We start from the raw sequence: 26,549 nt of genomic DNA, 5'->3' as shown, positions 1-26,549 counted from the left end.
TACTGTTGAAAAAAACAGGCTCTTTTACACCGTGGCAGACGCAGTATCAGCACTGAGTCGACCTCAAGACATGGAATAGGCTAACCGTCTCGGTTTACCTGTTCGACCGTCTGCGTCCTGCCGTAAACTGCACTCCGCCAAGGGCAGCTTCGGGTCGGCTGCGGCTCCTCGCAATGGGCGGCAATCGGCCAAATGGCAACCTTTCAGACATTCCACCTAGGTGTCTGGTTTGCGGTTAAAACCCGCAAAATAAGGATCACCTTATTGACGCTCTGGGCTACGCGGTTCTATCAGGTCCCTATTTGGTAATCGCCCCCTTAGAACACTCTGATTTTTTACTGACCTAAAGCCGAGACGAGTTCATCCGCTTCCGGAGGCCATGAGCGGTCCGTGCCAATGTCCGGATGACGTGGCTCATTGAGAACCCTACCGTGAACGTCCCGATACTCTTCAATCTCAATCAGACACTGTTTAGCCAATAGTGCCCGTTCATCGTTCGCCGGAAGCATGGCAAACAGCCGAGCGCGAAGGCCGGTCAGCGGAAGCCCGAACTCCTCGAATGCCCCGGCCCACTCCTCCGACGGCCTTCGACCGAGCGCCAGATTCCGTATCACGTTGCCCATGCCACGTGGGGGATGTGGTGCGTCGAGGTGCCCGTCGAACAGCGCCATGAAGACATCCTCTCCGGTCATATCGTCCAAAGCCATTTCGAAAACCCGGCGGATGTCGCCAGGCGGCAGGGTACGGTAATGCTCGATCATGGCTGCGCGAACATTGGCAAATTTGCTTGCCAATGCAGTCAATGCCGTCGACAGCCGAAGATCATTCCCAACCGGAATATGGCCCCTGCAAAGGTGATCGAGTACAGCCAACGCCGAGTCCTCTGTACCCAGCTTCAGCGCTGCGTTCATCCATTCGAATTCACGCAGGAAAGCAGGGTCGTCTGCGGCGAGGCGCTCCAACATAAGGAGGGCGGAGCTAGCGGGTGCTTGCGGCACGGTCTCGAGCAGACGCCGCAATGCATGCGGTCGCCGGTGCAACGTTGGTAATAGCGCAATGGCAGTGTGTACGCTCTGCGGATCATCAGAAAAGGGAAACAGATCGATCCATCCCATCAACTCGCCGCGATTTTCTTCAAGACGCCAAGGTTGCGTTTGGGACGCGGTGAGCACGTTCCGCACCCCTTCTATCAATAGTGCCGCGGGGATGATGTAGCCTGCACGGGCAGATCCCGCGAGCAATCGCTGCTTGCAGATTACCGGTTGAAGTAGAGCGAGTAGAGTTGTGATCTCGCGTCGCTTGTCTCCGTGTGGGAGGGCAAGGCCGGTAGCGGCAAGCGTAAGCGCGTGTTGCTGTTCTGCGTCGGACCTCGCCGCATCACCAAGATCGCGAACCATGACGAAGATCGCTTCGGCAAAATCCGACGTCGGTGGGATTCCCGCAGCAAGCTGTGCCCTGCGAGTTAGATGCTGTGAATAATCAGTCCAACTGCCGAAGATGCGTTTTTCTTGGGACGGGTGATCCATAGACCAGATTCCAAGCAACGCACCTGCTGCGTCGCTGCCCCAGCGGAGATCTCCAAGGCCGCGGGTTAGTACGGCAACCGCAGGTGCATCATGCATGTCTTTGAAGGCGCGGGCATAAATCAGGGTGTAGCCCATCTCGCTGATTGCTCCCTGGCGACCCGTCGTGAGACGCACGGCGCGTGCAGCGTCGTAGTCCGCCAAGTCTCGCTCAAGAAGCGCGAACAAGGGTTCAGCAAGTTCTGCGTCGGCCAATCTTCCTGCAGCCCGTGCCACTGCAGAAGCTTCGTGCCTTGCTGGCTGCTGTACAGTGCGCAAAGTCTCTATCCAGTCTACGACTACGTCACGCATACCTAGGCGGTGCGCGGCGTCAAACGGTATTTCGGAATCAGCACTGCTTCTGCCGTATCGGGCAAGAACATCAGCCAGTAAACCAATTCGACGAGGATCGCCACTCTGGGCATTGGCGATCAAGGCCGGCACGAAAGCGTCCTGTCGCGTCGCTGACAGTGCACCTACTAAACGATGATGGGCATCCGAAAGTTGATTGTCATAGCGACCAAGCGCCTGTATCTCGCTGTCTACTGCAATCAGCTGTTCGAAGAGTGTCGTGACGGTCAACGGGCCAATTATTGCCGCCGCCGCAATTAGCCGTTGCACAGGTGTAGATGGGTCGATGGCGGCCTCGGCCACCGGCCCTGTGTCTAGTAGCGGGGCCTCTACAAGATAGTCGCCTACACGATGTGGAAGCGGTAAGTCGGTAGAGATACGGGCGACAAGCCCTTCAGCAACGGCGCTCGGGTATTGAGAGTAGGCTTGCGCAATTGCATGCTCGAAACTCATGTCGTTTGTACCAACTTCGGTAGTCCCAAGCAGTTGCGTGATTCGAGCCTCAGCGTCCGCGGGCCTTCCATCGACGATCCAACCAAGTAAACGCTGCGGATGGATTTCTGCGCTGTTTGCTGCTTCGCGCTCTGCGGCCAGGCGCGTATCAAGTCGCGAGTCCGTCAGGTGCTCAGGGTAGTGTTCTCTGCCTAATTCGTTCCAGGTGGCGTCCGAAGCCGCCATCATGATTTGATTCACATGCCGGTCACCGCCGCGAAACTCCAGAGATGCAACGACGGCAACCACCACTTCTGGATCAGGGTCTGAAACGGCCAACGTTGCGGCAAGCTCCATCCCGTCGAAGCTGCTGTTTCGTGCGATCTCGGACAGGGCGATTTTTCGCTGAGGCGAGGGCAACGCACGCAAACGTCTCTCGCGATCGACCCCGAGAACACCTGGGCGAAAGCGATCAACTGCCCGGAATGTCGCGAACTGAATCTGCTCATTATCATTCGACGCAAGTGGCCAGATGTACTCCGAGAACTCTGGCTTGCCAGATGCGACCATGAAACGCACTGCACGATCGAACACTCCTGATGTGTGCCAGCGGCCGATGAAGCGTAGGACTCGATCGCGCAGGCGCTGCCAAACGGCGTCTGCGCTCCTATCGAGCATTGCTGCAGCGAGAAGCGGATCAATGCCAAGCGTCTCGTCGACGGCGACGGCCACAACACGCTCGCCTTCTGTACTTTCGCGCGAAAGCCGATCGCACACGAACAGAATCGACTCTTCCCAATTTGATCGGTCGAGAACGTTCTCGCGCAGATATCTACGCGCCTCGGCATCGCCCGCAGCCGCCTTCATCATAAGATTTTCGACTTCTGCTGCCGCGTACCATTCCTGAAAAAGTTGGTGCTGGAAGCTAATGGCACCATTGGCACCGGCCATACGGACCAATATGTGTGCGTCGACCAAGCTGTCGATGATGTCTCGGGGGTTCGGTTGAGCGCCGATCTGACCGTCTTCGTAAAGCCTTCGCAAGATCGCTGAGATAGTGCGATTGGCGCTTGCGTCTGAAATAACCGTGCTTTCGCTTCGGTTCGCTTCTACGGCGAGCGCTCCTAGCAAGGTAGTGTGGTGGCCCAGCGTATCTCGGAGTAATCGTTCGACTCTGTCCGGCGCGGTCTCGTTGTGCCGCACAAATATGCCAAGCACAGCTTCCTTCGTTTCGGGGAACGCTTCACCCCGCGGTAAGGTTAACAAGGCCGTCAGGTAGAGAGGGTTGCCAACGAGCTCACGTACGCCGCCAGTACGCCATGCCCGGTCGACAAGTTCTTCGCCCTCCTGCCCACGTACTGCCCGCGCAAGCTCCATCTGCTGATCGTGCGAAAGCGATTCAATCTTTACGATCTGGCCAACAACAGGTAGGGCCTGGCGTCGGGAGCTGATCACAATGCCGAGCTGTGGATAATCACGCTGCAGGGCGGTGAGATCGTTCGTTGCACGCAGTCGAGCTTGAGGCGTCAGCTCGTTCCAACCATCGAGCAGAAGTGCAAGCTGCCCGTGATAGGAAAGCATCATCAGGTGCTGCCGCCTGAAGGCGACGAAGGCGTTACGGCGCAAGATAAAATTGAAAAAGTCTTCCTGCCGATCAGACCATTCGCCCAGCGGCACTAAAAGTGGGATCGGACCATCTTCCGCCCCCATGCATTCTGCTAGCTGCACAAGCGTGGTTGACTTGCCGGTGCCTCCTGAAGCAACCACACCGAGCGGTTCAGCAAGGGCTATCAAACCCGCCACGCTTTGGAGCGTCACGTAACGTACGGTGCTGCCTTCAAGACTAAGTGTTCGCGCAATGGCCCGCGCGGGCCGACCTTGCGCAGCGCCAAACGCTTCGATGTCTCTTTGGGATGCAGTGCGAATCCGCGCCCTGACGGCATAGACTGCGTCTGCACTCGGAAGGTTGAGCCCGCGAAGAAAATCTTCGTCCGCAGCGTCTAGCATGACAGTCGGTATCACTGGACCGAGCTGACGACCACCTGCGATGGCATCGTGGGCGCGCTGGATCGCATCAGTCTTCCACTGATGCAGTAGCGCGACCGTATAGCGAATTTCATCAGAGTCTATGAGCTTTGAGCAGCTCTGGCACAACCATATCCCGTTTGCGCCACTGCTGCGCTCGGCCTGGCTCATGTTAGGGTCATAGCGTTTACCCCCTACGGCGGCGGCAGCGATGTGCGCGCCGACACCGACGTTAACGCTACGCGCCTCATCGATCGCTGGGCCAGAGGTCGAGCCCACGCAAGTTGGGTTCGAACAGTGATACCCCACCCGCGCGGCGAGAGTACGAATGGTTTTGGTCGAGAAATCATCGCGCACGGACATTCGAGATTAGGGCACCAAATTTTCCATATCGACCAAGATTAACACTCGTTCACTCGTCGTGGGATTTTAGCGCGAGCTTGGGTCGTATGGCTGCTTTCCCAATCAACGACGGAATGTCTGCTCATGGCTGCAAAAGCGAGGGCTTGGCAGGGACATATCGAAAGTCGCCTATGGTTCGCTATGTGCCTCCCAGCTTTTTCTAGTTGGTCACTTGCAGGGCTAAGTTGTCAACGACCCTATCCCTTGCTACGGCGAAGACCTTCGCTGCGCGGGTATGTAAACTCATTCTCGACAAAGGTTATGTCGGTATTAAATGAAATCAACAGTAGATGGGGCCGCGGTACTCTGCGAGTGGCAAGTGTTCCATTAAGTCCCTAGTGGGCCATGCGGCGAAGCCTCATGAGCCAGAGTTACGGGACGAAGCTCGATCGTTTATGGCAAGTCCCCAGCTAGAAGCATTAGTGGCGGATTAGCCGGTCATTTGAAGCAAATCATCAGGATCATTAAGTGACTATGGCAAAGCTTGCTGCTTGATCTTCTGATCGATATGTTGATAAAGGTCGGAATAGTGTTCTGGGGGACTAATCATTAGAAGGATAAGTCAAGGACCCACCGAGCTCGAGCGTTAACCAGTCCTCAACAGGGGAATCGAGGTAAAGATTAATCGCCTGCCTCGCTACCTTTGCGGCTTGCTGTAATACCATCGCGACCTCATTAGGTCGTTTACTGGATATTTTTCCACGATGAACGGCGGCGGATCCATGGTCATATGCTTTTTTCATCATGCGATAAGTAGCAACGCGCTCTTCGAGCGATCCACCCATCACCAGTGATGCCCGAATGGACAAGCGATGAGAGAGTTCGCCACTGTCATTGTCCAAGAAAATAGATTCTAGACATGTACGCAAAAGCACCGCTGCCTCAGAGATATCCTTGCAGGCATAAAACTCATTAAGCTTACTTAAAGGCAACCTTACTCTATTCCTTTGGGCTTCATTCATTGCATAGAGTTTATCTAGTAATGATTCAGCACTATTAGCATCTTCATCGACTATTGTGGAAACTTCAGGCATTACTCGAAAGGAATGATACTCCCACACAGCCGACCCGAAGCATGGCACGTCATCCGCAGCGACTATAGAAGTGGCTACTTTCTGTACAGCGACAGAGCCACTACCGCCTAGAGCTAAACAACCCAGCACATCATCTAATAACTCCAATCGCCCATTTACTATTGGGTGTGGTTCACCATCCTTCTCCTCTCCAATCATAAGTGGATGCCGAAACGGAATGACCAAAGCCGCCGAATACTGTGGAGTTAAAGCATTGGCATCCAAAGAATCGCTTAAGGCAACCTGCAAGGATAGGTTGGGCAGATTATAAATACTCATGAGAGCTCCATAATTACCGACATTTAGCGTCCGTTCTATTTCAATCCCTGCCAATAGCGCTATCCCGTATGCTTGGAATGACGACTCCTTTAAATAAGTCTTTAACTGATTCTCAAATGGCCCATAATAGCTGGCCTTGATGCAAGACAAAATCCACGCCGCTACTTTTCCTGACGTAACAGAGTTTCTAGAGGAGCCGATAACCTGATAGCCAGACAAAAGCTTTTTGAGGCTCTCATCCTCTTCAATCAGATATAAAATATCTGACCTCAACCGATCCCCTTCTTTTTCAGCCTGAGAAAATGATACTTCAGGATACGCATCATTGGGACGAGTACGATAGAGCCAGTAGATATGTTGTCCTATACGCTCATCCATAGAAACTCATCCAATATTTGATGCTTGTAGCATAATTAGTTTGAGTGCTCAGATCTACTGATTTGCCCGGTAAAAGTCGAACATGCTGCGTCTACGCGGCCGGCACATTTTTAGCAGATCTTGATCTCTTTGCATTTCGCATGAAAATAATTCGATGCAAAGCATAGGACTGTGCCTGTTAAAGCTCCATCTATGGCGATTATTTTTTCTAAATGATTCTCGGCTGGGCTCGCAAATTCTATGTAATTTAAACACTGCTGAAAATTTTCTATATCCATGAATCCATCCAACTCTTATAAATCGCTGATTTGCATGTGAACCGCGAAATCCTACCACTTGCTTAGGGAGCCTGTAGCATACGTCCCAAGGCTTGAGCCAAGCACCGGAACCTAAATCTGATGCGTTCTGTAATTAGTTGATTCTTCTTAGCACGCCCTCGCGGCTGCGCGCTCCTGCTGTTGTGCCTGGATAACGGCGATTTCAAAGGCGATCTAGCCATTCTTCTGACACAGATAGGCGAGGCGGCCCGCGATGCAGGCACAGCATTGGTCATTTTCAACGACGAACTTCATTACGTCGCAGAGGTAGAGATGACCGTCCGCTTCTGGCCGATTGCTGCCTTTCGCGAAGGGTAGTGAATGGGCCCACTCAGCTCTGCTTCGAAGCCCAATGGGGGCTCCAACGCTAATCACGACAAAGCAGCAATCAATCTTTCAACAAGCCATTCGCAATTGTCCCCGAAAAAACTGCCTCAACCGGCCCAATAAGAAACACCGGCCCCACGCCATCCCATTGAACCGTGACACTCCCACCATCACATTCAACCTCAACAGTATCGTCCAACAACCCTCGACGAATCCCGTTAACCGCAGCACCACAAGAGCACGAACCTGAACCCAGCGGAATACCGCCCCAGCGCTCCCAAATGCGCAGTCGAATATGCTTGCGGTCAATGATCTGGACGAAATGCACATTCGTCCTGAGCGGAAACAGCGGGTGGGTTTCAAGGGTGGGTCCGATGGCCGCAATATCAATCGCTGTCAGGTCATCCACAAAGTAGGTGCAGTGCGGATTGCCCATGCTGCACGCACTCGGGCCGCCATCAAGGGGCAGAACCAACGTATCCATTTCATGAGCCAGAGGAACATCCGACCAGCCGAACAGCGGCTGCCCCATGCTGACGGAAATGTTGCCGTTGGAGGTTCGTTGGCAAGTGAGCAGCCCCCGGTTGGTGCGGAGCGTTATCGACGTCGAATTCGATTCGCGCATCAGCCTGTCCGCAGCACCCCGCGTTGCGCTGCCACACACATCCAGCGTGGAGCCATCGGTGTTCCAGAACATCAATCGCGCATCGGCGTCTTCGCAATCGAGCACCACGGCGAGTTGATTGAAACCGACTCCACGGTGGCGATCCCCCATTCGCCGAACCAGGGCGCTTGTCACTGGATTGGCCGAGTTTCGCGCGTCCACGACCACGAAGTCGTCGCCATTGGCGTGCATCTTATGGAAACTCAGCGGCATAGACAGATCTCTGTGGTGAATGGCCGTTTGCAGGCGATCTAGCCCCATTCGCAGTGCTTTTGCAAGTTGTGTGAGGGTAAGCGAAAGCTACCCGCCAGCCCCGAATTCCAGACACAAAAAAGCCCACTGACCGTCACCGGTTCAGTGGGCTTTTTGACTGGGTTTCTGGTTACAGAGCCATATCAGTTGCAGCGTTTGCCTTCGGCGCTTTTGGCGCTTCAGCCGGGGCAGCTGCCGGGGCCGCTACCTGACCGATCGCCGGTGGCGGGGTCAGTTGCAGGACCTTGGCGGTGTAAGCCCACTCTTGTGCAACCTTCTCAGGGCTGCCATTCAGCTGAGTGCCGTAGCTCGGCACGATCTGGTGCAGTTTTTCCTGCCAGGCCGGCGAAGCGACCTTGTCCTTGAACACTTTCTGCAGCACGGTCAGCATGATCGGCGCAGCGGTCGAGGCACCTGGCGATGCGCCCAGCAGGCCGGCGATGGTGCCGTCAGCGGAAGCAACGATTTCGGTGCCCAGTTTCAGCACGCCACCGGCGGCTTCATCACGCTTGATGATTTGCACGCGCTGGCCGGCTTGCCACAGGCGCCAGTCTTCAGCCTTGGCGTTCGGGAAGTATTCTTTCAGGGCGTTGAGGCGGTCTTCGTCAGACAGCATCAGCTGACCGGCAAGGTACTCGACCAGCGGGTATTCCTTGATGCCGACCTTGGTCATCGGCCACACGTTGTGCGTGGTGGTGGTGGTCAGCAGGTCCAGGTACGAGCCTTCTTTGAGGAACTTGGTGCTGAAGGTCGCGAATGGGCCAAACAGGATCACGCGCTTGCCGTCCAGGACACGGGTGTCCAGGTGCGGAACCGACATCGGCGGTGCGCCAACGGAGGCTTTGCCGTAGGCCTTGGCCAGGTGTTGCTCGGCGATGGTCGGGTTTTCGGTGACGAGGAACGAGCCGCCGACCGGGAAGCCTGCGTATTCCTTGGCTTCAGGAATGCCGGACTTCTGCAGCAGGTGCAGGGCACCGCCGCCCGCGCCGATGAACACGAACTTGGCGTCGGTTTCGGACTTGCTGCCGTCTTTCAGGTTTTTGTAGCTGACGCGCCAGGTGCCGTCTTCGTTCTTGGTGATGTCTTGCACTTCGCTAGACAGTTTCAAGTCGAATTTCGGGGTGGTTTGCAGGTGCGCAACGAACTGGCGGGTGATCTCGCCGAAGTTCACGTCGGTGCCGATCGGGGACCAGGTGGCCGCGATTTTCTGGTTCGGGTCGCGCCCTTCCATCATCAGCGGAACCCACTTGGCGATTTGCGCCGGGTCTTCCGAGTACTGCATGCCGGCGAACAGCGGGCTCGCTTGCAGGGCTTCGTAGCGCTTTTTCAGGAACTTGATGTTGTCATCGCCCCACACAAAGCTCATGTGCGGTGTGGAGTTGATGAACGAACGCGGGTTTTTCAGCACGCCTTGCTGAACCTGCCAGGCCCAGAACTGACGGGAGATCTGGAACGCTTCGTTGATTTCAACGGCTTTCGGGATCGAGACATTGCCCTTGTCGTCTTCCGGGGTGTAGTTCAACTCGGCCAGGGCGGAGTGACCGGTACCGGCGTTGTTCCAGCCGTTGGAGCTTTCCAGGGCGACGCCGTCGAGGCGCTCGATCATTTCCATCGAGGTGCCAGGTTCCAGCTCATTGAGCCAGACACCCAGGGTCGCGCTCATGATGCCGCCGCCGATCAGCAGGACATCGACTTTCTTTGCCTCTGACCCGTGAACGGTTGTGATCCCCATCGACAAAGCCAGCCCCAGCAGGGCCGTGTTCATTTTCTTAAACATCTTGTAGCACCTTTGATAAAACGTCATCCGCCCTTCCATCCTCACAACGAAACCCTTGTTTCACACGGCATTCAGGCAAATGTCGTGGGGGCTCGTACATGAGATCCGGAGGGTGGGCACACAAGGCCGACGTGATCCATCGACCTCAGTTTATATGTCCCTACTGAACTGACTTTTTATCTTTATTGGCTTCAGCTACTTGAGCGACAGTGATTCTGTTGGCGCGTCTCGAGAACACGCAAACTGAATAGGTCAAACCAAGTTGAGGTGAAGAATATCACGCCGGAGCAAACCCGCGCGTCTGTTCCCGACCTGATAGTCCGAACACGCGCGTCGGGGCCACTATACTCAACCTGTTTTTTCGATGAGCCGGTGAGGAGCAGTCATGAGTATTAAAGACGATCTGCGCAAATATTCCTCTCAAGTGGTCGATGGCGTGGAGCGTGCGCCCGGTCGCGCGATGCTGCGGGCAGTGGGTTTCACCGACGAGGACTTCAAGAAGCCGCAGATCGGAATCGCCTCAACGTGGGCGATGGTCACGCCCTGCAACATGCACATCGACAAACTGGCGATCGAGGCCGAGAAAGGCGCGAATGCCGCCGGGGCCAAGGGCGTCATTTTCAACACCATCACCATTTCCGACGGCATCGCCAACGGCACAGAAGGCATGAAGTATTCGCTGGTGTCACGCGAGGTGATTGCCGATTCCATCGAGGTCGTGGCCGGTTGCGAAGGCTTCGACGGCCTGGTGACCGTGGGCGGTTGCGACAAGAACATGCCGGGCTGCCTGATCGGCATGGCGCGGCTGAACCGCCCTTCCATCTTCGTCTATGGCGGGACGATTCGGCCCGGTGCCGGCCACACCGACATCATTTCCGTGTTCGAAGCCGTGGGCCAGAATGCCCGTGGCGACATCAACGAAATCCAGGTCAAGCAGATCGAGGAAGTGGCGATTCCCGGCCCCGGCTCCTGCGGCGGAATGTACACGGCCAACACCATGGCCTCGGCCATTGAAGCACTGGGCATGAGCCTGCCCGGTTCCAGCTCTCAGGACGCCGTCGGCAGCGACAAGGCTTCGGACAGTTTCCGCGCCGGCCAGCAGGTCATGGAGTTGTTGAAGCTGGACCTCAAACCTCGCGACATCATGACCCGCAAAGCCTTCGAAAATGCGATCCGCGTGGTCATCGCCCTCGCCGGCTCGACCAACGCGGTGCTGCACCTGTTGGCCATGGCGCATGCGGTGGATGTCGAGTTGACGCTGGATGATTTCGTCGAGCTGGGCAAGGTCTCGCCGGTGGTGGCCGACCTGCGCCCCAGCGGCAAATACATGATGAGCGAACTGGTCGCCATCGGCGGCATTCAACCGCTGATGAAGCGCATGCTCGCGGCCGGCATGCTGCATGGCGATGCGATGACGGTGACCGGCAAGACCCTCGCGGAAAACCTCGAAAACGTGGCGGATTATCCGGAAGGCCAGGACGTGATTCTGCCCTTCGACCAGCCGGTGAAAAAGGACTCGCACCTGGTGGTGCTGCGCGGCAACCTTTCGCCCACTGGCGCGGTGGCCAAGATCACGGGCAAGGAAGGCCTGCGTTTTGAAGGTACGGCGCGGGTTTATCACGGCGAAGAAGGCGCGCTGGCCGGGATTCTCAACGGTGAAGTGAAAGCGGGCGACGTGATCGTGATTCGCTACGAAGGGCCCAAGGGCGGCCCGGGCATGCGCGAAATGCTCTCGCCGACGTCGGCGGTCATGGGCAAGGGGTTGGGCAAGGATGTTGCGTTGATTACCGACGGCCGCTTTTCCGGTGGTTCCCATGGTTTTGTGGTGGGGCATATTACGCCGGAAGCCTTTGATGGCGGGCCGATTGCGTTGATCGAAGATGGCGACAAAATCACCATCGATGCCGAAACCCGGCAGATCACGGTCGACGTTTCCGATGCCGAACTGGCCGAGCGCAAAACCCGCTGGGTGCGGCCTGAGTCCAGGTACAAACGCGGGGTGTTGGCGAAGTATGCGAAGACGGTGTCCAGCGCCTCCGAGGGTGCCGTCACCGATAAATACCTTTAATGCTTTGATTCTGCCTCGTTTGAGCGATTGCCATCGCGAGCAGGCTCGCTCCCACAGTTGATCTTCGCGTTGACGCAATCAATGTGGGAGCGAGCCTGCTCGCGATGGGGTCCGGTCTGGCAACATCAATGTTGAATGGATATCACAGCCGAAACCGGTCCACCGACTGCGACAATTTTCCCGCCAGCGCTGACAGGTCATCCGTCGTCGATGCCGTCTGGCCGATCACCTTGCTGTTGCCTTCGGACATGCCGGCAATCATCTCCACCTGATGCGCGATTTCATTGCTGGCCAGGCTCTGCTCGCCAATCGTGCGGGAGATGTCATTCACCAGTTGCGTGGTGTTCAGCGTGGCCTCGAGAATTTCGCGGATGGCGCGCTCGACGTCGGCGGTCACGGCCATGCCTTTGTCGACCTGCGCGACGCCCGCCTCCATGCTGGTGACCGCTTCGCGGGTGCTTTGCTGGATGCGTGAAACCATCGCGGCAATTTCCTGGGTCGAGGCGCTGGTGCGGCCCGCCAGGCTACGGACCTCGTCGGCCACCACCGCAAAGCCACGGCCCTGCTCACCGGCGCGAGCCGCCTCGATGGCGGCGTTGAGCGCCAGCAGGTTGGTTTGATCGGCAATGCCCTTGATCACCTGAATGATGCTGAATATCGCCTCGGACTCCTTGTCCAGTGTGCGGATGACCTGCGCCGATTGCTGTGCTGAACGCGCGATCCCGTCCATGTCATTGACCACCTGATGGATCACCCGACCGCCATCCTTGGCCAGCGCCTCGGCCTGGTTGGCCATGTTCAGCGCACGCTCGGCGTGGCGGGTGATTTCTTCGATGCTTGCGGTCATCTCACTGGCGGCGGCCGCCATGGTGCTGGCGGCGGCGCTTTGTTGCTGGCTGCTGCCGGCCACTTCGTGACAACCGTTGCTCAATTGCTCGCTCATGCCGCTGACGCCGTGGGCGTTGCTGCGCACGACTTCGATCATGCCGCGCAAATCGCGCTGCATGGTCGCGAGGCTGCGAATCAGTGCGCTGGCTTCGTCCTTATGGGTGGGTTCGACAATCGGCTCGCTCAGGTTGCCATGGGCGATGCTCTCGGCAATGCGGCTGGCGGTCCGCAACGGCCCCATGATGCTCAAGATCACCCAGCGGCCCTGAACGATCAGCAGCAACAGGCTGGCGATCAGTACGATACCGAGCGTGAGGTTGGCGTTGTCGATGGCGTGCTGTGTGCCCGTGCTGGTCTGTTGGGTGTTGGTCTCGATCAGCTCGCTGAGGGCGGCCATCTGGTCTTCCAGTTGGCTGAACGTCGCGTTGAAAGAGCCCAGTTCCTTTTGCGCGGCATCCGGATTTTCCAGCGCCAGCCCGACGATACGTTCGGCGGCACTGATGTAGGTATCGAGGCTGGGTTTGATCTTGTTCAAGCCAGCCTTGATGGTGTCGTTGACCGGCAGCTTGAGGTTGTCGCCGAGCATTTCACGAAAGTGTGACGCGTGTTCCTCGATGGAACTGCGCACCTCGGCTTTGCTGCTGGTGCTTTTGCCCAGCCCGACGACCATCGCCGACAGCACATCCGCGCGTAACGCGTCGTGCATCATGTCGGCTTCGAGGTGATTGCGCAGCGCGGCCATGCTGACCTCGTTGTCATTCACTGCGGTCGCCATTTGCGAATTTCCCAGGTAACTGACCAAGCTCATGATCAAGGCCGTGAGCAGACCGGTGCCAATCAGCAGGATCAAACGTAATTTTATCGACACTCTGTGGTCCCCTGTCAGTTGGGTAGAGCCATGCGCGGATGGCTTCTGAACAGGTTATCGACTGCGTCACAGCGCAATTGAAGGCTATTTGCGTTCACGCGCTTTTTTACGACATGCGGTAATTCCCCCTGGCCATGTTCGTTTTTTTCTCAGCGCATGCTAGGTTGTACGACGACTGATGAATGATCTTTATGCTCATCACTCGATCACCCACAACAACAAGGAAACACCCATGAAAAAAGCGAAATTGCTGGTTGGATTTCTGTGCCTGTTCAGTGGCTATGTCGCGGCCGCCCCGGCCGCCGCTGAAAAAGACGTGGCCCAGGCTGTCGACCACCTGACCCAGGCCATGCTGAAAAAGAACATTTCCGAACTGAACGCTCTGACCGCCGAAAACCTGACCTACGGGCATTCCAGCGGGAAAATCCAGAACAAACAGGAATACATCGCCGACATCGAAACCGGTCGAAGCGCCTTCAAGACCCTCGAAATGCAAAACCAGACCATCACCCTGTCCGGTGACGTGGCGTTGGTTCGCAACCATTTCTCGGCACAGGCGTTGAAAGGCACTGAAGTGATTCCGACCGAAATCGAGAACTTCCAGATCTGGCAGAAGCAGAAAGGCCACTGGCTGCTGGTCGGGCGTCAGGCGTTCAAGTTCTGATTTCCGTGTAACCGCTGTAGGAGCGGGCTTGCTCGCGAGGATTGATGAGCGACGCGTTTTTTCAGGAAATACGCGTAATCGTTGACGTCCATCGCGAGCGGGCTCGCTCCTACAGGGGTCCGTAAACGACCGTTGATCTGCGAATTTGGCGTGCACCCGATAAAAACATATTTTTATGCTTAAATTGATATTGTCGAACAATCCCACTTCCCGAGGGTGCCGTCATGAATATCAAGATCCTGGCTTTAATGTTGTTGGCGTTCTGTGCTCAACCGGTCTGGAGTCAGACGCCGCCCGCCTCAACGGCTGCGCTTGATAGCGCTGCATTGACCACACGCCTGGCCTTGCGCGACCTGTGGGTCGAGCATGTTTTCTGGATCAGAAACTACGCCATCGCCAACCAGTCCGCCGACAAGCAGCAAGCCAAAGTCGCCGCCGATCAGGTGGTCGACAACGCCACCAAAATCGCCAATAGCATCGCCCCGCTCTACGGTCAGCCCGCTGCCGATCAGTTGCTCAAATTGCTGGCCGGCCACTGGGGCGCGGTCAAGCACTACAGCGATGCAACGGTCGCCAAAGACAGCAAAGGCAAGCAAGCCGCAGTCGCGGACCTGACCAGCAATGCCAAGGCGATTGCCGCCTTCCTGGCCAAAGCCAACCCCAACTTGCCTGAAGCCACGCTGGTTGCCATGCTCGGTGCTCACGGGGGCCATCATGTCGCGCAGATCGATGAACTCGCCGCACACGATTACCCGGGCGAAGCGCGGACCTGGCACATGATGCGCGGCCATATCCTGGCGCTGGCCGACGCGCTGACGGCGGCACTGGTCAAGCAGTTCCCGGACAAGTTCTGACGTCGGGCGAGGACACACCATGCTGGAAGGACTGGGCCGGACACAGCAAGACCTGCTCAATGCGCTGCTGCACCATGCGAGCGGCATGAGCATTGACGAGTTGGCCGAACAACTGGCCGTCACGCGCACTGCGATTCGCCAGCATCTGGCGGCGCTTGAGCGTGACGGCCTGGTGTTGCGGGGCGAAACCCGGCCGACGGGCCGGCGCCCAGAGCAACTGTACCGGCTCACCGACCATGCCAAGGAGCAGTTTCCTCGCCAGTATCAGATGCTGGCGAGTGTGCTGATTGATGAAGTGGCCGGCATCATCGGTCCCGAGGCGCTGGCCACGCTGATGCGCAGCATGGGCCGAAAACTGGCGCTGGATCGTGAATCGCAGGTGGTCGACGAAGCCAGGATCGTGCAGCACATGAACCAGGCGGGATACCAGTCGGAGGTGTTCTTTCGCTCCAGCGGTGCCCCGGAAATCGTCGCGCACAACTGCGTTTTTCACCGACTCGCAGAGGCCCATCCGGTGGTCTGTGAACTGGACCTGGCCTTGATCGGCGCGCTGGGCGGTGCAGAAGTTGACCACACGGAATGCATGGTGCGCGGCGGTAACGTCTGCCGGTTCAAGCTTCGACCAAGCGCAGAAACGGCCACCGGGCCCGATAACGTGCGGCCTTCTGAGCAAACTGATCCGGTTGATGATTGAGCCGTCTTCAACATCGCCCAGATCGCAAGACGCGTACACCTCGCCGCCCCCCCGATCCAGGTCGAGGCAGCGTTGGCCGAATGGCATCCGGCGAAGTCAGAGATTGCAGTGGCGATCATCTCAAAGGTAATATTGAGAACGATTCACACTAACATCTGGAAAGCCAACCGGTGCAAGTTCCTCCGACCAGCAAGCTGGGCTTCTTTTTCAGCGACCATCATCGCTGGCTGCTGCAGCATATCCAGCGGCGCCTGCGCAATCACGCGGACGCCGAGGACACCGCCGCCGATACGTTTTGCCAGATGCTGTTAGCCCGGGTAGACCCCGACAGCATCGAACAACCTCGCGCGTACCTGTCGACCATTGCCCGACGACTGATCTTTGACCGTCATCGCCGGCGCAAGCTGGAACTGGCCTACCTCGAACGCCTGTCCACGCTGCCTGAATCGTTCGCTCCCTCCCCTGAAGAACAGTTGCAACTGATCGAAGCCCTGGTCGCGATCGACCGGGCGCTCGACGGTTTGCCACTGCTCGTCAAAGCCACGTTCCTCTACAGCCAGCTGGACGGTCTGAGCTACGTGGCGATTGCTCACAAAATGGGACTTTCGGAGCGCACGGTCAGCCGCTACATGAAACAGGCATTGCGTCAGTGCTACCTGAGCGAGTTGGCGCCATGAGCAAGCCGCGCCTTGACCCGGTCAGCGAGCAGGCCATCGACTGGATGGTGAGCCTTCGTGCCGGCAAGCCCGATGCCGCACTGCAAGAACGGTTCAACGCATGGCTGGCGATGGACCCCGCACACGCCCGTGCCTGGGCCACCTTGCAGGAACGTCTTGGCGGTTCCTTCAACACGATTCGTGCCCTGGATCGGCGCCTGCCCGGTCAGGCCAACGAAGCGCGGCAACTGCTGTTGCAGCCCCACGGTTCACGCCGCGATGCGCTCCGCGTGATCGCGGGCCTGGGCCTGCTGGGCGGCGGCGCGTGGCTCGGCATTCGCAGCCCGCTGGGTGACTCGCTGCTGGCGGACCTGCACACCGGCCGTGGCCAGCGTCAGGATTTCACGCTGGCCGACGGCAGCCGCCTGAGTCTGAACGCGAACAGCGCGGTGGACCTGCGCTTCGATGACAAGCAAAGGCTGGTGATTCTGCGCAATGGCGAGCTGGTGATTCAGGTGGCGGCCGACCCCCTGCGTCCGCTGCGGGTGCGCACCGCTCAAGGTGAAATACGAGCACTGGGCACCCGTTTCCTGGTGGCTCAGGAACAAGACGCGACTCGCGTTGTGGTGCTGCAGCACTCCATCGAAGCCCGTCTGTTCGACGGCACGACACTCGATCTGCAGGAAGGTCAATCGGCCTTGCTGTATGCAGGGAACATTGCACCGGTGGCCGGTGATCAGCGTCATCGCGCCGATTGGCTCAGCGGGCGATTGAATGTGCTGGACGATCCCCTGGAACACGTCGTCGATGCGCTACGCCCATACAGCCGGGGTTTTGTCCGCGTGGCTCCCGAGGTTCGCGGCTTGCGCGTCCAGGGCGTATTCCCGTTGAACGATCCGGATCGGGTGTTCACGGCACTGGCGGAAACCCTGCCGATTCGCGTGGATCGCTACAGCCCATGGTTGACGCTGATACGTGCGAAATAGTCCTGCTGATAAATTTTTTTGAAAATAACTCTCATTCGTGTCCGGTTTTCATTTCTCGTCCCACCTATCTCCTGACACTTCCACATTTTCAGGAGAACGCTGTGTTCAACCCGTGGCCCCATGCCCTTTCCGCCGCTGTCGCCCTGGCAACCCTGGCAAGCCCTGCCCTGTCGCAGGCGCAAGACCTGATGTTCAACCTGCCGGCCGGCCCACTCGCCAGCACGCTGAATGCCATCGCCAGCCAGAGCGGCCATATCGTTTCATTGGAGCCTTCGCTGGTGCAGGGCAAACAAGCGCCGGCGGTGGTCGGCCAGATGCCTGCGGAACAGGCGATGCAAAAGGCCTTGGCGGGCAGCGGCCTGCAATTGCGAGTGACCGGGCAAGGTAACTTCAGCGTCGAGCCAGCCCCGGACAACAGCGCAGCGTTGCAGCTGGGCGTGACCAACATCGTCGAACGCAGCACCGACGCCACCACCGAAGGCTCAGGCTCCTACGCTGCGCGTGCGGTGACCATCGGCAAGGGCACCCACACCCTCAAGGAAATCCCGCAGTCGGTCACGGTGATGACCCGCAAGCAAATGGACGATCAGGATATCGTCGATCTCAAGGACGCGGCCAACAAGACCACCGGCCTGGTCGGCGCCCAAGGCGTCGGCAGAGGCCTGATCCTGAGCTCGCGCGGTTTCCAGATCGATGACTGGCAATACGACGGCGTGCCGATCCCGCGCAACTATTACGCGCTGGGCAACTGGGCCACGCAGGACCTGATTTTCTTCGATCGCATGGAAGTGCTACGTGGCGCGTCCGGCCTGCTGCAAGGCACCGGCAGCCCTGGCGGCGCGGTCAACCTGGTGCGCAAACGCGGCCAGGCCGCACCGACAGTGACCCTCACCGGCAAGGCTGGCTCATGGGACCACTACGGTCTGCAACTGGACGCCGGCGGTCCGCTGAACCAGGACGGCACCGTGCGCGGACGCTTCATTGCCGACCAGGACGACAGCCACTCGTTCGTCGATTCCGAATGGTACAAGACCACCTCGCTGTACGGCGCGCTGGACGTCGACCTGCGTGAAGACACCACCCTGGGTCTGGCGGTCAGCCAGTCCGACGGCGAATCGCGCTCGAACGTGCGCGGCTTCCCGCGCTACTCCAACGGTAAACCCATCGACCTGCCGCGCAGCACGTACACCGGGGCGAAGTGGAACCATTCGGACATCGATGTCACCACGCTCTACACCGACCTGGAACACCGTTTCAACGACGACTGGGCCTTCAAGGTCGGCGCCGTGCGCATGACTGAAACCAATAAAGCGAAAAACCAACGGGTGCAATCCAGTGGCAACGGCATCAATGCCGATGGCAGCGGCGTGCAGTACGCAGACTTCGTGACGGACATGGACTCCACCAAAGTTGCTCTGGACATGAACCTCAACGGCAAATTCGAAGCCTTGTCCATGCAGCAGGAAATCATGGTGGGCGGTAACTACTCCAAGTACACCTCGGATGACAAATACGCTCGGACCTTCAATAACAGTGCCGACACCATCTTCGACATTGATCACAACCGTCCCGAAATCAGCTACGACGGTTTGCTCAATAGCCCCGGTGGCCGTGGGACACCGAGCAAATATGACATCCGCCAAAAAGGCCTGTACGGCAGCTGGCGGGTCAAGCCGATTGATCCGCTGACCCTGGTGCTCGGCTCACGGGTCAGTTGGTACGACTACAGCTATCAAGCGTGGAGCCAGGACGCGACCAGCATTACCGCCGATCCTGAAAGCACCAGCAACGAAAACGGTGAAGTTACCCCCTTCGCCGGTATCGTCTATGACTTGAGCCGCGAATGGGCGGTCTATGCCAGCTACACCGACGTGTTCACACCGCAAACCGAACGCAGTACAAGCGGCTCGGTAGTCAAACCGATTATCGGTACGAACTACGAATTGGGTCTCAAGGGCGAGTTGATGGAGGGCCGGGTCAATACGTCCCTGGCTTTGTTCCGTTATGACCAGGAAAACCGTGCCACGCTCGATATGGACGGTGGGCAAAACTGCGACGGTTGGTACTGCTCGAAGGCATCCGGCAAAGTACGCAGCCAGGGTCTCGACGCCGAAATCAGCGGCGAAGTGCTGGACGGTCTGCAACTGTTCGCTGGCTATACCTACAACACCACCAAGTACCTCAAGGACCCGGACAACGAAGGCAAAGTCTTCAGTTGGTGGACGCCGAAACACATGCTGCGCGTCTGGGGCAACTACCAGTTGGGTGGCGACTGGAGCCGTGTGAGTACCGGCCTGGGCTTCACGACCCAAAGCCATACGCTGGGTTACGACCACGTCGTCAACGTACCGGGTTACACCGTTTGGAATGCCCGTGTCGGCTACCAGCTCTCCTCGGAGATCGAGCTGGCGATGAACGCCAACAACCTGTTCGACAAGACTTACTACACGGCGGCCTACAACCAGATCAATGGCAACAACAACTACGGTGAACCACGCAACGTGATGTTCAGCGTGAAATACACGCCGGAGTTCTAGCGCCACCGTTCGACCATCAACGCCCTCCTTCCGGCTGCTGTCGCAGGGAGGGCCGTTTCAGGGTCATTCAATTTCCAACGGTATCGCAAACGTTCTTTTATTATTCTGCATCGCGACAAACGTCTTGAACTGCTTGATGTTCCCGAAGAAAAACAACTCTCTGGTTAATTGTTCGTACTCACTCATGTCACGCACATTCAACACCAGTAAAAAATCAAAATCCCCCGTCACATAATAAACCTGCTGAACTTGCGGACAACTCACAAAGCGCCGCTTTATCTCATCCAGCAAATCAAGTCTTTCATTCTCTAGTTTAACTTCGACGATAACGGTAATCGGTCGGCCGACCGCTGCCGGGTCGACAATACTCACGTTATATCTGATCACTCCCGCCGCTTCGAGGGCGGCGATTCTTCTATTGACTGCCGAGGGAGACAGATTCACGCCCTCAGCCAGTTCCCGCTGGGAAATCCGGTTGTTTTCCTGAAGGAAGTTGAGAATTTTTCGGTCATAGGCATCTAGCTGCATAGGGGAACTCCTTCACCTGGGGCCCAGCCATTACAGCAGAAAAGGCACCTGGACGCTCATTCGTTGCGCACAAACCCTTGTACCAACGCACCAGGCCTGAGCGCCGCGCAACAAAGTGCTGAAAACGCAACGATGGTGCGTTTGATGCCGCGATTTTCGAGCAATCGTGCGCCCCCTGAGCATTAGCATCGTTTTATCCCACCTGCTTGTCAGGCAAGGGCTGCGCTCCCACCCGCCGAAAACAATAAAAACGGAGAAAGCATGACTAACGCCATCTCACCCCCAATCGCAGCTTTTAGTTTGGTACTGCCCCACCACTTAACCGATGGGAGTTTCACGATGAACAGTACTCAAGAAAGTCGAGTTGACCGCCGCATCATTTCAAAGGCCGGTCGTTTTCTTATCGTTGGCGCAGCCAGTATTATTTTCAGCCTTGGCATTACCGGCGCAGCGAGTGCAGCCAGCCTGGCAGAGATAAACAGTCGCGGCACACTTAACGTTGCAACCGAAGACAGTTATTACCCTTTCGAATTTATAAAGGACGGTGAGTCCGAAGGTTTCCATAAGGACGTTATCGCGGAGCTGCGCAAGTACGCTCAATTCAAAGTGAATCAGGACATCATGCCCTGGACCGGCCTGCTGGCGGGTATCACCTCAGGGAAGTACGACGCCGCCATCACCGGCGCCGGTGTTACGGAGGAACGCCTGGGCGCCTTTGACTTCGTGGCACCGGTCGCGCCTGAGGTCTCGCATTACATCAAGCGCGCAAACGATGACCGCATCAAAAGCATCTCGGACCTTTCCGGGTTGATCGTCGGCGTGCAGGCCGGTGGTGCGCAACTGGCCCGATTGACGCAGCTGGATGCAAAGCTCAAAGCCTCCGGCGGTTCCATTGGCAAGATCGTTCAGTACCAATCCTACCCGGAGGCGTATGCCGACCTGGCGAATCACCGGCTCGACTACGTTGTGAACTCGATCGTGCCCGCCAACATGCTGGTGAAGGAACGTCCACAGGCGTTTGCCGTTGGCGAGGCCACTTCAAGCATGGGCTACATCGCGTGGCCAGTGGCCAAGGGGAACAAGGAGCTCCTCGATTACCTGAGTGGTTTTGTGAACCACTTGCGTGACACCGGCAAGCTCGCCGAACTGCAGAAAAAATGGCTCGGACAATCGTTCGATGACCTGCCCCGCGAACCGATTACTTCTGCGCCACAGTTCACTCAACTGACCGCGAAATAACCTGAGAGCCGCCATCGTTGATGCAAGAAGTGTCAGCGATGGTCAGGTCAGTGGATCGTTCTTTTGACCCGGCAGGTAGCCGACGGCCAAAAGACTTGTTCGAAGGATGTTTTCAATGCAAAGCAGTGACTGGATCACGCTTGTGTACGCGGCCTGGACGACCATTTGGGTGTCCGGCATTTCTATCGTGCTCGGCATCATTCTGGGGCTGGTTGTTGCCGTGTTGCGGGCGGCAAAAATCCCGGTCTTGAGCCAGGCCCTCGCGGTCTATGTCAGTTTGATCAGAGCGACACCGATGGTCACGCTGGTGCTGTTTCTGTTTGTGATTGCGCCCTCCATCGGCTGGGAAGTCGACGCCCGAGTGGTGGCCATTGCGGCCATGACCGTCAACACCACGGCGTTCAACGCCGAGATCTGGCGCAGTGCCCTGACCAGTTTCTCGCGCGAACAACTGGAAGCGGCAAAAGCCGCCGGCATGACCACGGGGCTGACACTTCGCCGCATCATGCTCCCGCAGATGTTGACCACCAGCCTTCCCGGGCTTGTGAATGAAATGTCCTTGTTGGTCAAAAGCAGTCCCGCGATCGCCATGATCGGCATTGTGGACCTGACGCGCGTGACGAATCGGATCGCGGCCGTCACTTACGATCCGCTTCCTCCCATCCTCGCGGCGGGCCTGCTTTACATCGTGATCATCGGTGGACTTGTCCGCTTCCAGAGAATTGCAGACTCGCGCGCCAAGCGCCTGGCCATGTAGGGGCTCCCATGAACGGAATTAAAATGCTGTGGGACAACCTCGACGTGTTCGCGGCCGGGCTGCAGAACACACTCATACTCTTTGGCGTGTCGTCTGCCTGCTCATTTATGTTGGCCTGCGTTATCGCCTTCCTGCTGGAAGGACAGGACAACCTGTTTGGACGGCTTGTTCGCTGGGCGCTGGACCTGATGCGAATGCTGCCCTTCCTGATCTTCCTGTACCTCCTTTACTACGGGCTTCCCAACCTGGGTATCAGCCTGGATGTATGGTCGGCGGGTTTCATTGCCCTGATTACGTATCACGGTGCTTATTTCGCCGAGATCCTGCGGGCGGCGAGAACGGCGCTGCCCGCAGGCCAGGCGGAAGCGGCCTATGCCCACGGCTTCGTCAACTCAACCATGTACTGGAGGATTCTCCTCCCGCAAATGGTGATGCGTTCCGGGCCGCTCTTTGGCAACCAATTGGTCTGCCTGCTGAAGGACACCGCCTTCCTGTCGATCATCACTTTGATGGATCTGACCGCTGCGGCCTCTGCTGTACAAGCCAAATATTTTGTTCCGTTGCCGCCCTTCATATTCGTGATCGCACTGTATTGGTCCATCACCCTGTTGGTTGAGGCATTACTTCGTCGCCTGGGTCGCCGAGCGCAGAAAAGAGGATTGGTCCATGAATAAGTCCGCCCCGGTCGTTGAAATCCGCGACCTGCATAAACACTTCGCCGGCATTGAGGTGCTTCGCGGCATCAACCTCAAGGTCGAGCGAGGACAGACTGTCAGCATTCTGGGCTCTTCCGGCTCAGGCAAATCCACCATGTTGCGTTGCATCAACTGGCTGGAAGTGCCTGATACCGGTGAAATCTACATCGGCGGTGATCGCATGGGCGTTAAAAGTGGCGGCGGCAAAGCCATGTCCAATCGCGAACTGGCGGCGATGCGTGCAAGAACCGCCATGGTGTTCCAGAGCTTCAATCTCTGGCCCCATCTGACGGTGCTTCAGAATGTCACCGAGGCGCCTATTCACGTCATGGGTGTCAGTCGCAAAGAGGCCAATGATCAGGCGGTAGCGCTGCTGGAGAAAGTGGGCCTGTCGCACAAGCACGATGCTTATCCCTGGTCGCTGTCAGGAGGCCAACGGCAGCGTGTTGCCATTGCGCGAGCCTTGGCGATGAACCCGCAAGTCATCTTGTTCGATGAGCCGACATCTGCGCTCGATCCAGAACTGGTCGGGGAAGTCCTGGCGGTGATGCGCTCACTGGCCGAGGACGGTTTCACGATGGTCATCGTGACGCATGAAATGGAATTTGCCCGCGCCGTCTCCAACGAGGTCGTGTTCATTGAAAAAGGACAGATCATTGAAAGAGCGGCACCGGAAAAATTCTTTACCAACTCAGACAGTGAGCGCGTTCGGCAGTTTTTAGGGCGCTACAGAACGACCACTGCATGACTGCCCCCGACTCTCGCAAAAACGCGCACGCCTTTTCTCCAGCGTTACAAGGAACCGCTATGTTTTTCGCTAACCCACGCGCCTCTCGCTGCACCTACCCAAAACACCTTCAGGACATCATGAGTGTCGACGCGGCCCATGAGTCACGAGACTGGCTATCGAGCTGGGAACACCTGAACCAAAAGGCGACACCGCTGTGGGAGCTTCCGGGCATGACTGAAGAACTCGGCGTGGCCCGGTTCTGGGTCAAAGACGAATCGACACGCTCACCCCTGGGCAGCTTCAAGGCACTCGGCGCACCGATCGCGTTGGTCCGGCTGATTCTGCGGCTGATGCCCCATGAATCCTTTGATCCCAAAGGGCTCATCACCGGTCAGTATCGGCAGCGCCTGCATGATTTCACCGTGATCAGTGCCACTGACGGCAATCACGGGCGAGCCCTGGCGGCAGCGGCTCAAAGCGTCGGTTGCCAATGCGTCATCGTTTTGCATGCCAACGTGAGTACGGAGCGCGAGGCGGCCATTGCCGCGTATGGCGCCCGCATCATCCGGGTTGAAGGTAACTACGACGAGTCGGTGGAACATACCGCCGCCGTGGCAGAACAAAACGGTTGGCCGGTCGTGTCGGACACCTCGTATGAGGGTTATGAGATCGTCCCTCGCGACGTGATGCAAGGCTACGGCACCATCGCCGCCGAATTGATCGAGCAAACCACGGGCAAGGCCCAGGCGGCCTGCCCTTTCACCCACGTGTTCCTGCAAGGGGGGGTGGGAGGAATGGCAGCGGGCATCAGCAGTTACCTCTGGGAAATTTACCAGGAACAGCGTCCCGTCTTCGTCATGGTCGAACCCCGGCAAGCGGATTGCCTGTACCAAAGTGCGATTCAGGGCTTGCCCGCCAAAGCAACAGGCTCGGTGGACTCGGTCATGGCGGGCCTCGCCTGCGGCGAAACCTCTCCCCTCGCCTGGCGATTCCTCGAACCGTGCGTAGATTTCTTTATGACCATCAGCGACGACGACGCCGTGTCTGCCATGCAGCAGCTGGCTCACGGCAGTCCAACCGACATTCCCGTGGTTGCCGGTGAGTCGGCGGTGGCCGGTCTGGCAGCGCTTCAAATCCTGCTACGCGATTCGGCAACAGCCAGAACAGTCGGCATCGACCGTGACTCCCGAGTGCTCATCATCAGTACCGAGGGTGCGACGGCCCCGTCGGTCTACGAGCGTCTGGTGGGTGAATCCGCGCAAGCGGTCACTGCCCGTCAGCACCAATGGCAGCTACAAAAAAATGTGTGATCAACAGAACGCAGGAGCCCATGCAGTGATCGACGACCACGAGTTTCACGCGCAGCTGGTCAGCTGGCGTCACCACCTCCATCAACATCCAGAAGTCGGTTTCGAAGAAATCCACACGTCCGACTACGTGGCTGATGCGCTCGCGTCGATGGGCCTTGAGGTGCATCGGGGCATTGGCGGCACAGGCCTGGTCGCCAGTTTGAAGCTCGGAGACGGTCCGGCGGTGGTGGGGCTTCGGGCCGACATGGATGCCCTGCACATTCACGAAGATGCTCCGGGGCGGCATCACGCCTCGGTAACCGCGGGGAAAATGCATGCCTGCGGTCATGACGGCCACATGTCCATGATCCTCGGCGCCGCCAGGCTGCTGACCACCACTCGCGATTTCAACGGGACGGTACGCTTCATTTTCCAGCCCGCCGAAGAACACGGCTGTGGCGCCAAAGCGATGATCGCTGATGGCCTGTTCGAGCGTTTCCCGGTGGATGCGATCTACGGCGCTCATAACATGCCGGGGCTGCCCGCCGGCACAATCGCGACGCGCTCTGGAGGGATCATGGCCAGTGAGGACAACTTCGTTATCCGGATCAAGGGCCAGGGCACGCACGCGGCACGACCGCACATGGGGGTTGACCCGATCGTCATCGCTTCCGAGGTGGTGCTGGCCCTGCAAACGGTGATTTCCCGCAACCTCGACCCGAGCGTTCCGGCCGTGATTTCCTGCACAGAGTTCATCACCGATGGCATCCGCAATGCGATTCCAACCCACGTCGTCATCAAGGGCGACACGCGCAGCTACGCGCCCGAGGTCCAGGCCATGCTGGAAAGGCGCATGCGAGAAATCTGCGAAGGCATTTGCAGGCTCCACGGCGCATCGTGCGAGTTCGAATACACCCATGAATTCGCACCCACCGTGAACTGGGAAAAGTGCACCCCCATCGCTGTCGCGGCGGCGACCCGAATTGTTGGTCAGGACCGGGTGAATGCGGACATCCAGCCGATGATGATTTCAGAGGATTTCGGTGCGTTCCTGCAGGTCGTACCCGGCAATTTCGTGTTTATCGGCAACGGTGACACAGCGGATGAAGGGGGGACTCCGCTTCACAATGCCCGGTATGACTTCAACGACAATGTGCTGGCCACGGGGGCGCACTATTTCGCCGAAGTTGCCCGGACAGCACTCGCTGCGGGATAACCCGCCACAGAGCAGCACGCCAACGTGCTGCTTTTTCTGGC

The 26,549-nt window shown here is 57.7% G+C and carries 19 protein-coding genes and 2 pseudogenes; 14 read left to right on the top strand and 7 right to left on the bottom strand.

Annotated features, from left to right (window positions below; genetic code table 11):
• Nucleotides 1–335: 335 nt before the first annotated feature.
• The gene (locus ACYZUC_RS00860) at nucleotides 336–4,727 is read right to left on the bottom strand and encodes an NACHT domain-containing protein (protein ID WP_461992777.1); all 4,392 of its coding nucleotides are present in this window, start codon (nucleotides 4,725–4,727) and stop codon (nucleotides 336–338) included.
• Nucleotides 4,728–5,021: 294 nt separating this feature from the next.
• Here ACYZUC_RS00860 and ACYZUC_RS00855 point away from each other — a divergent pair.
• Nucleotides 5,022–5,186: pseudogene (locus tag ACYZUC_RS00855) on the top strand (DUF4113 domain-containing protein); the annotation flags it as partial.
• Between the two features lie 128 nt (nucleotides 5,187–5,314).
• Here the strand turns inward: ACYZUC_RS00855 and ACYZUC_RS00850 are convergent.
• From ACYZUC_RS00850 to mqo, 3 genes are all read right to left on the bottom strand, one after another.
• Nucleotides 5,315–6,502: a hypothetical protein gene (locus ACYZUC_RS00850; protein ID WP_461992775.1), complete on the bottom strand. Its 1,188-nt coding sequence runs from the start codon at nucleotides 6,500–6,502 to the stop codon at nucleotides 5,315–5,317.
• A gap of 705 nt (nucleotides 6,503–7,207) precedes the next feature.
• Entirely contained in the window at nucleotides 7,208–8,023 is an 816-nt protein-coding gene (dapF, locus tag ACYZUC_RS00845) for a diaminopimelate epimerase (protein WP_461992773.1), read from the bottom strand.
• Nucleotides 8,024–8,192: 169 nt separating this feature from the next.
• Nucleotides 8,193–9,839, bottom strand: coding sequence for a malate dehydrogenase (quinone) (mqo, locus tag ACYZUC_RS00840; RefSeq protein WP_192229085.1), 1,647 nt, complete (start codon nucleotides 9,837–9,839; stop codon nucleotides 8,193–8,195).
• A gap of 385 nt (nucleotides 9,840–10,224) precedes the next feature.
• Between mqo and ilvD the strand changes: the two genes are divergently transcribed.
• A complete protein-coding gene (gene ilvD, locus ACYZUC_RS00835) occupies nucleotides 10,225–11,907 on the top strand; it encodes a dihydroxy-acid dehydratase (protein WP_461992771.1) in 1,683 nt (560 codons plus the stop codon).
• 142 nt (nucleotides 11,908–12,049) lie between these two features.
• Here the strand turns inward: ilvD and ACYZUC_RS00830 are convergent, their stop codons facing one another.
• Entirely contained in the window at nucleotides 12,050–12,775 is a 726-nt protein-coding gene (locus tag ACYZUC_RS00830) for a methyl-accepting chemotaxis protein (protein WP_461996793.1), read from the bottom strand.
• 132 nt (nucleotides 12,776–12,907) lie between these two features.
• Nucleotides 12,908–13,663 (bottom strand): annotated as a pseudogene (locus ACYZUC_RS00825) (MCP four helix bundle domain-containing protein); the annotation flags it as partial.
• 232 nt (nucleotides 13,664–13,895) lie between these two features.
• Between ACYZUC_RS00825 and ACYZUC_RS00820 the strand changes: the two are divergent.
• From ACYZUC_RS00820 to ACYZUC_RS00795, 6 genes are all read left to right on the top strand, one after another.
• The gene (locus ACYZUC_RS00820; RefSeq protein WP_461992769.1) at nucleotides 13,896–14,327 is read left to right on the top strand and encodes a nuclear transport factor 2 family protein; all 432 of its coding nucleotides are present in this window, start codon (nucleotides 13,896–13,898) and stop codon (nucleotides 14,325–14,327) included.
• 224 nt (nucleotides 14,328–14,551) lie between these two features.
• Nucleotides 14,552–15,181, top strand: coding sequence for a hypothetical protein (locus tag ACYZUC_RS00815; protein ID WP_461992767.1), 630 nt, complete (start codon nucleotides 14,552–14,554; stop codon nucleotides 15,179–15,181).
• A 19-nt stretch (nucleotides 15,182–15,200) separates the two neighbouring features.
• Complete coding sequence (locus ACYZUC_RS00810; RefSeq protein ID WP_461992765.1) at nucleotides 15,201–15,875, top strand: helix-turn-helix transcriptional regulator; 675 nt, start codon at nucleotides 15,201–15,203, stop codon at nucleotides 15,873–15,875.
• Nucleotides 15,876–16,045: 170 nt separating this feature from the next.
• The gene (locus ACYZUC_RS00805; protein WP_461992763.1) at nucleotides 16,046–16,552 is read left to right on the top strand and encodes a sigma-70 family RNA polymerase sigma factor; all 507 of its coding nucleotides are present in this window, start codon (nucleotides 16,046–16,048) and stop codon (nucleotides 16,550–16,552) included.
• A complete protein-coding gene (locus tag ACYZUC_RS00800; RefSeq protein WP_461992761.1) occupies nucleotides 16,549–17,517 on the top strand; it encodes a FecR domain-containing protein in 969 nt (322 codons plus the stop codon). The genes ACYZUC_RS00805 and ACYZUC_RS00800 overlap by 4 nt, the downstream gene beginning before the upstream one ends.
• A gap of 101 nt (nucleotides 17,518–17,618) precedes the next feature.
• Nucleotides 17,619–20,054 (top strand): TonB-dependent siderophore receptor, encoded by a 2,436-nt coding sequence (locus ACYZUC_RS00795; RefSeq protein ID WP_461992759.1) that lies wholly within the window; start codon nucleotides 17,619–17,621, stop codon nucleotides 20,052–20,054.
• 63 nt (nucleotides 20,055–20,117) lie between these two features.
• Here the strand turns inward: ACYZUC_RS00795 and ACYZUC_RS00790 are convergent, their stop codons facing one another.
• Nucleotides 20,118–20,582: an Lrp/AsnC family transcriptional regulator gene (locus ACYZUC_RS00790; RefSeq protein WP_008032416.1), complete on the bottom strand. Its 465-nt coding sequence runs from the start codon at nucleotides 20,580–20,582 to the stop codon at nucleotides 20,118–20,120.
• 261 nt (nucleotides 20,583–20,843) lie between these two features.
• On the opposite strand from ACYZUC_RS00790, the gene ACYZUC_RS00785 reads away from it, so the two are divergent.
• The 6 genes from ACYZUC_RS00785 to ACYZUC_RS00760 all read left to right on the top strand — a co-directional run bounded on the left by ACYZUC_RS00785 (nucleotide 20,844) and on the right by ACYZUC_RS00760 (nucleotide 26,508).
• On the top strand, nucleotides 20,844–21,821 hold the full coding sequence (locus ACYZUC_RS00785; RefSeq protein ID WP_461992756.1) for a transporter substrate-binding domain-containing protein: 978 nt from the start codon (nucleotides 20,844–20,846) through the stop codon (nucleotides 21,819–21,821).
• 115 nt (nucleotides 21,822–21,936) lie between these two features.
• Nucleotides 21,937–22,578 carry an amino acid ABC transporter permease gene (locus ACYZUC_RS00780; protein ID WP_461992754.1) on the top strand — a complete coding sequence of 214 codons (642 nt, stop codon included), beginning with the start codon at nucleotides 21,937–21,939 and terminating at the stop codon, nucleotides 22,576–22,578.
• An 8-nt stretch (nucleotides 22,579–22,586) separates the two neighbouring features.
• Nucleotides 22,587–23,252: an amino acid ABC transporter permease gene (locus ACYZUC_RS00775; protein WP_461992752.1), complete on the top strand. Its 666-nt coding sequence runs from the start codon at nucleotides 22,587–22,589 to the stop codon at nucleotides 23,250–23,252.
• Nucleotides 23,245–24,021, top strand: a complete 777-nt coding sequence (locus ACYZUC_RS00770) for an amino acid ABC transporter ATP-binding protein (protein ID WP_008032422.1) — start codon at nucleotides 23,245–23,247, stop codon at nucleotides 24,019–24,021. The genes ACYZUC_RS00775 and ACYZUC_RS00770 overlap by 8 nt, the downstream gene beginning before the upstream one ends.
• Nucleotides 24,022–24,080: 59 nt before the next feature.
• Complete coding sequence (locus tag ACYZUC_RS00765) at nucleotides 24,081–25,313, top strand: diaminopropionate ammonia-lyase (protein ID WP_461992749.1); 1,233 nt, start codon at nucleotides 24,081–24,083, stop codon at nucleotides 25,311–25,313.
• A gap of 25 nt (nucleotides 25,314–25,338) precedes the next feature.
• Nucleotides 25,339–26,508, top strand: coding sequence for a M20 aminoacylase family protein (locus ACYZUC_RS00760; RefSeq protein WP_461992747.1), 1,170 nt, complete (start codon nucleotides 25,339–25,341; stop codon nucleotides 26,506–26,508).
• Nucleotides 26,509–26,549: the final 41 nt, after the last annotated feature.

The sequence above is a fragment of the Pseudomonas sp. GT1P32 genome, from assembly GCF_054897805.1.
Note: the sequence above shows the minus strand (reverse complement) of the source record. Positions and strands in the feature narration are given on the sequence as shown.

What these genes read in the sequence shown, in the direction of transcription:
- ACYZUC_RS00850 (WP_461992775.1), bottom strand. Translation starts at nt 6,502, where the DNA reads ATGGATGAGCGTATAGGACAACATATCTACTGGCTCTATCGTACTCGT.
- dapF (WP_461992773.1), bottom strand. Translation starts at nt 8,023, where the DNA reads ATGCCGCTGAGTTTCCATAAGATGCACGCCAATGGCGACGACTTCGTG.
- mqo (WP_192229085.1), bottom strand. Translation starts at nt 9,839, where the DNA reads ATGTTTAAGAAAATGAACACGGCCCTGCTGGGGCTGGCTTTGTCGATG.
- ilvD (WP_461992771.1), top strand. Translation starts at nt 10,225, where the DNA reads ATGAGTATTAAAGACGATCTGCGCAAATATTCCTCTCAAGTGGTCGAT.
- ACYZUC_RS00830 (WP_461996793.1), bottom strand. Translation starts at nt 12,775, where the DNA reads ATGGCGGCCGCCGCCAGTGAGATGACCGCAAGCATCGAAGAAATCACC.
- ACYZUC_RS00820 (WP_461992769.1), top strand. Translation starts at nt 13,896, where the DNA reads ATGAAAAAAGCGAAATTGCTGGTTGGATTTCTGTGCCTGTTCAGTGGC.
- ACYZUC_RS00815 (WP_461992767.1), top strand. Translation starts at nt 14,552, where the DNA reads ATGAATATCAAGATCCTGGCTTTAATGTTGTTGGCGTTCTGTGCTCAA.
- ACYZUC_RS00810 (WP_461992765.1), top strand. Translation starts at nt 15,201, where the DNA reads ATGCTGGAAGGACTGGGCCGGACACAGCAAGACCTGCTCAATGCGCTG.
- ACYZUC_RS00800 (WP_461992761.1), top strand. Translation starts at nt 16,549, where the DNA reads ATGAGCAAGCCGCGCCTTGACCCGGTCAGCGAGCAGGCCATCGACTGG.
- ACYZUC_RS00790 (WP_008032416.1), bottom strand. Translation starts at nt 20,582, where the DNA reads ATGCAGCTAGATGCCTATGACCGAAAAATTCTCAACTTCCTTCAGGAA.
- ACYZUC_RS00785 (WP_461992756.1), top strand. Translation starts at nt 20,844, where the DNA reads ATGACTAACGCCATCTCACCCCCAATCGCAGCTTTTAGTTTGGTACTG.
- ACYZUC_RS00780 (WP_461992754.1), top strand. Translation starts at nt 21,937, where the DNA reads ATGCAAAGCAGTGACTGGATCACGCTTGTGTACGCGGCCTGGACGACC.
- ACYZUC_RS00775 (WP_461992752.1), top strand. Translation starts at nt 22,587, where the DNA reads ATGAACGGAATTAAAATGCTGTGGGACAACCTCGACGTGTTCGCGGCC.
- ACYZUC_RS00770 (WP_008032422.1), top strand. Translation starts at nt 23,245, where the DNA reads ATGAATAAGTCCGCCCCGGTCGTTGAAATCCGCGACCTGCATAAACAC.
- ACYZUC_RS00765 (WP_461992749.1), top strand. Translation starts at nt 24,081, where the DNA reads ATGTTTTTCGCTAACCCACGCGCCTCTCGCTGCACCTACCCAAAACAC.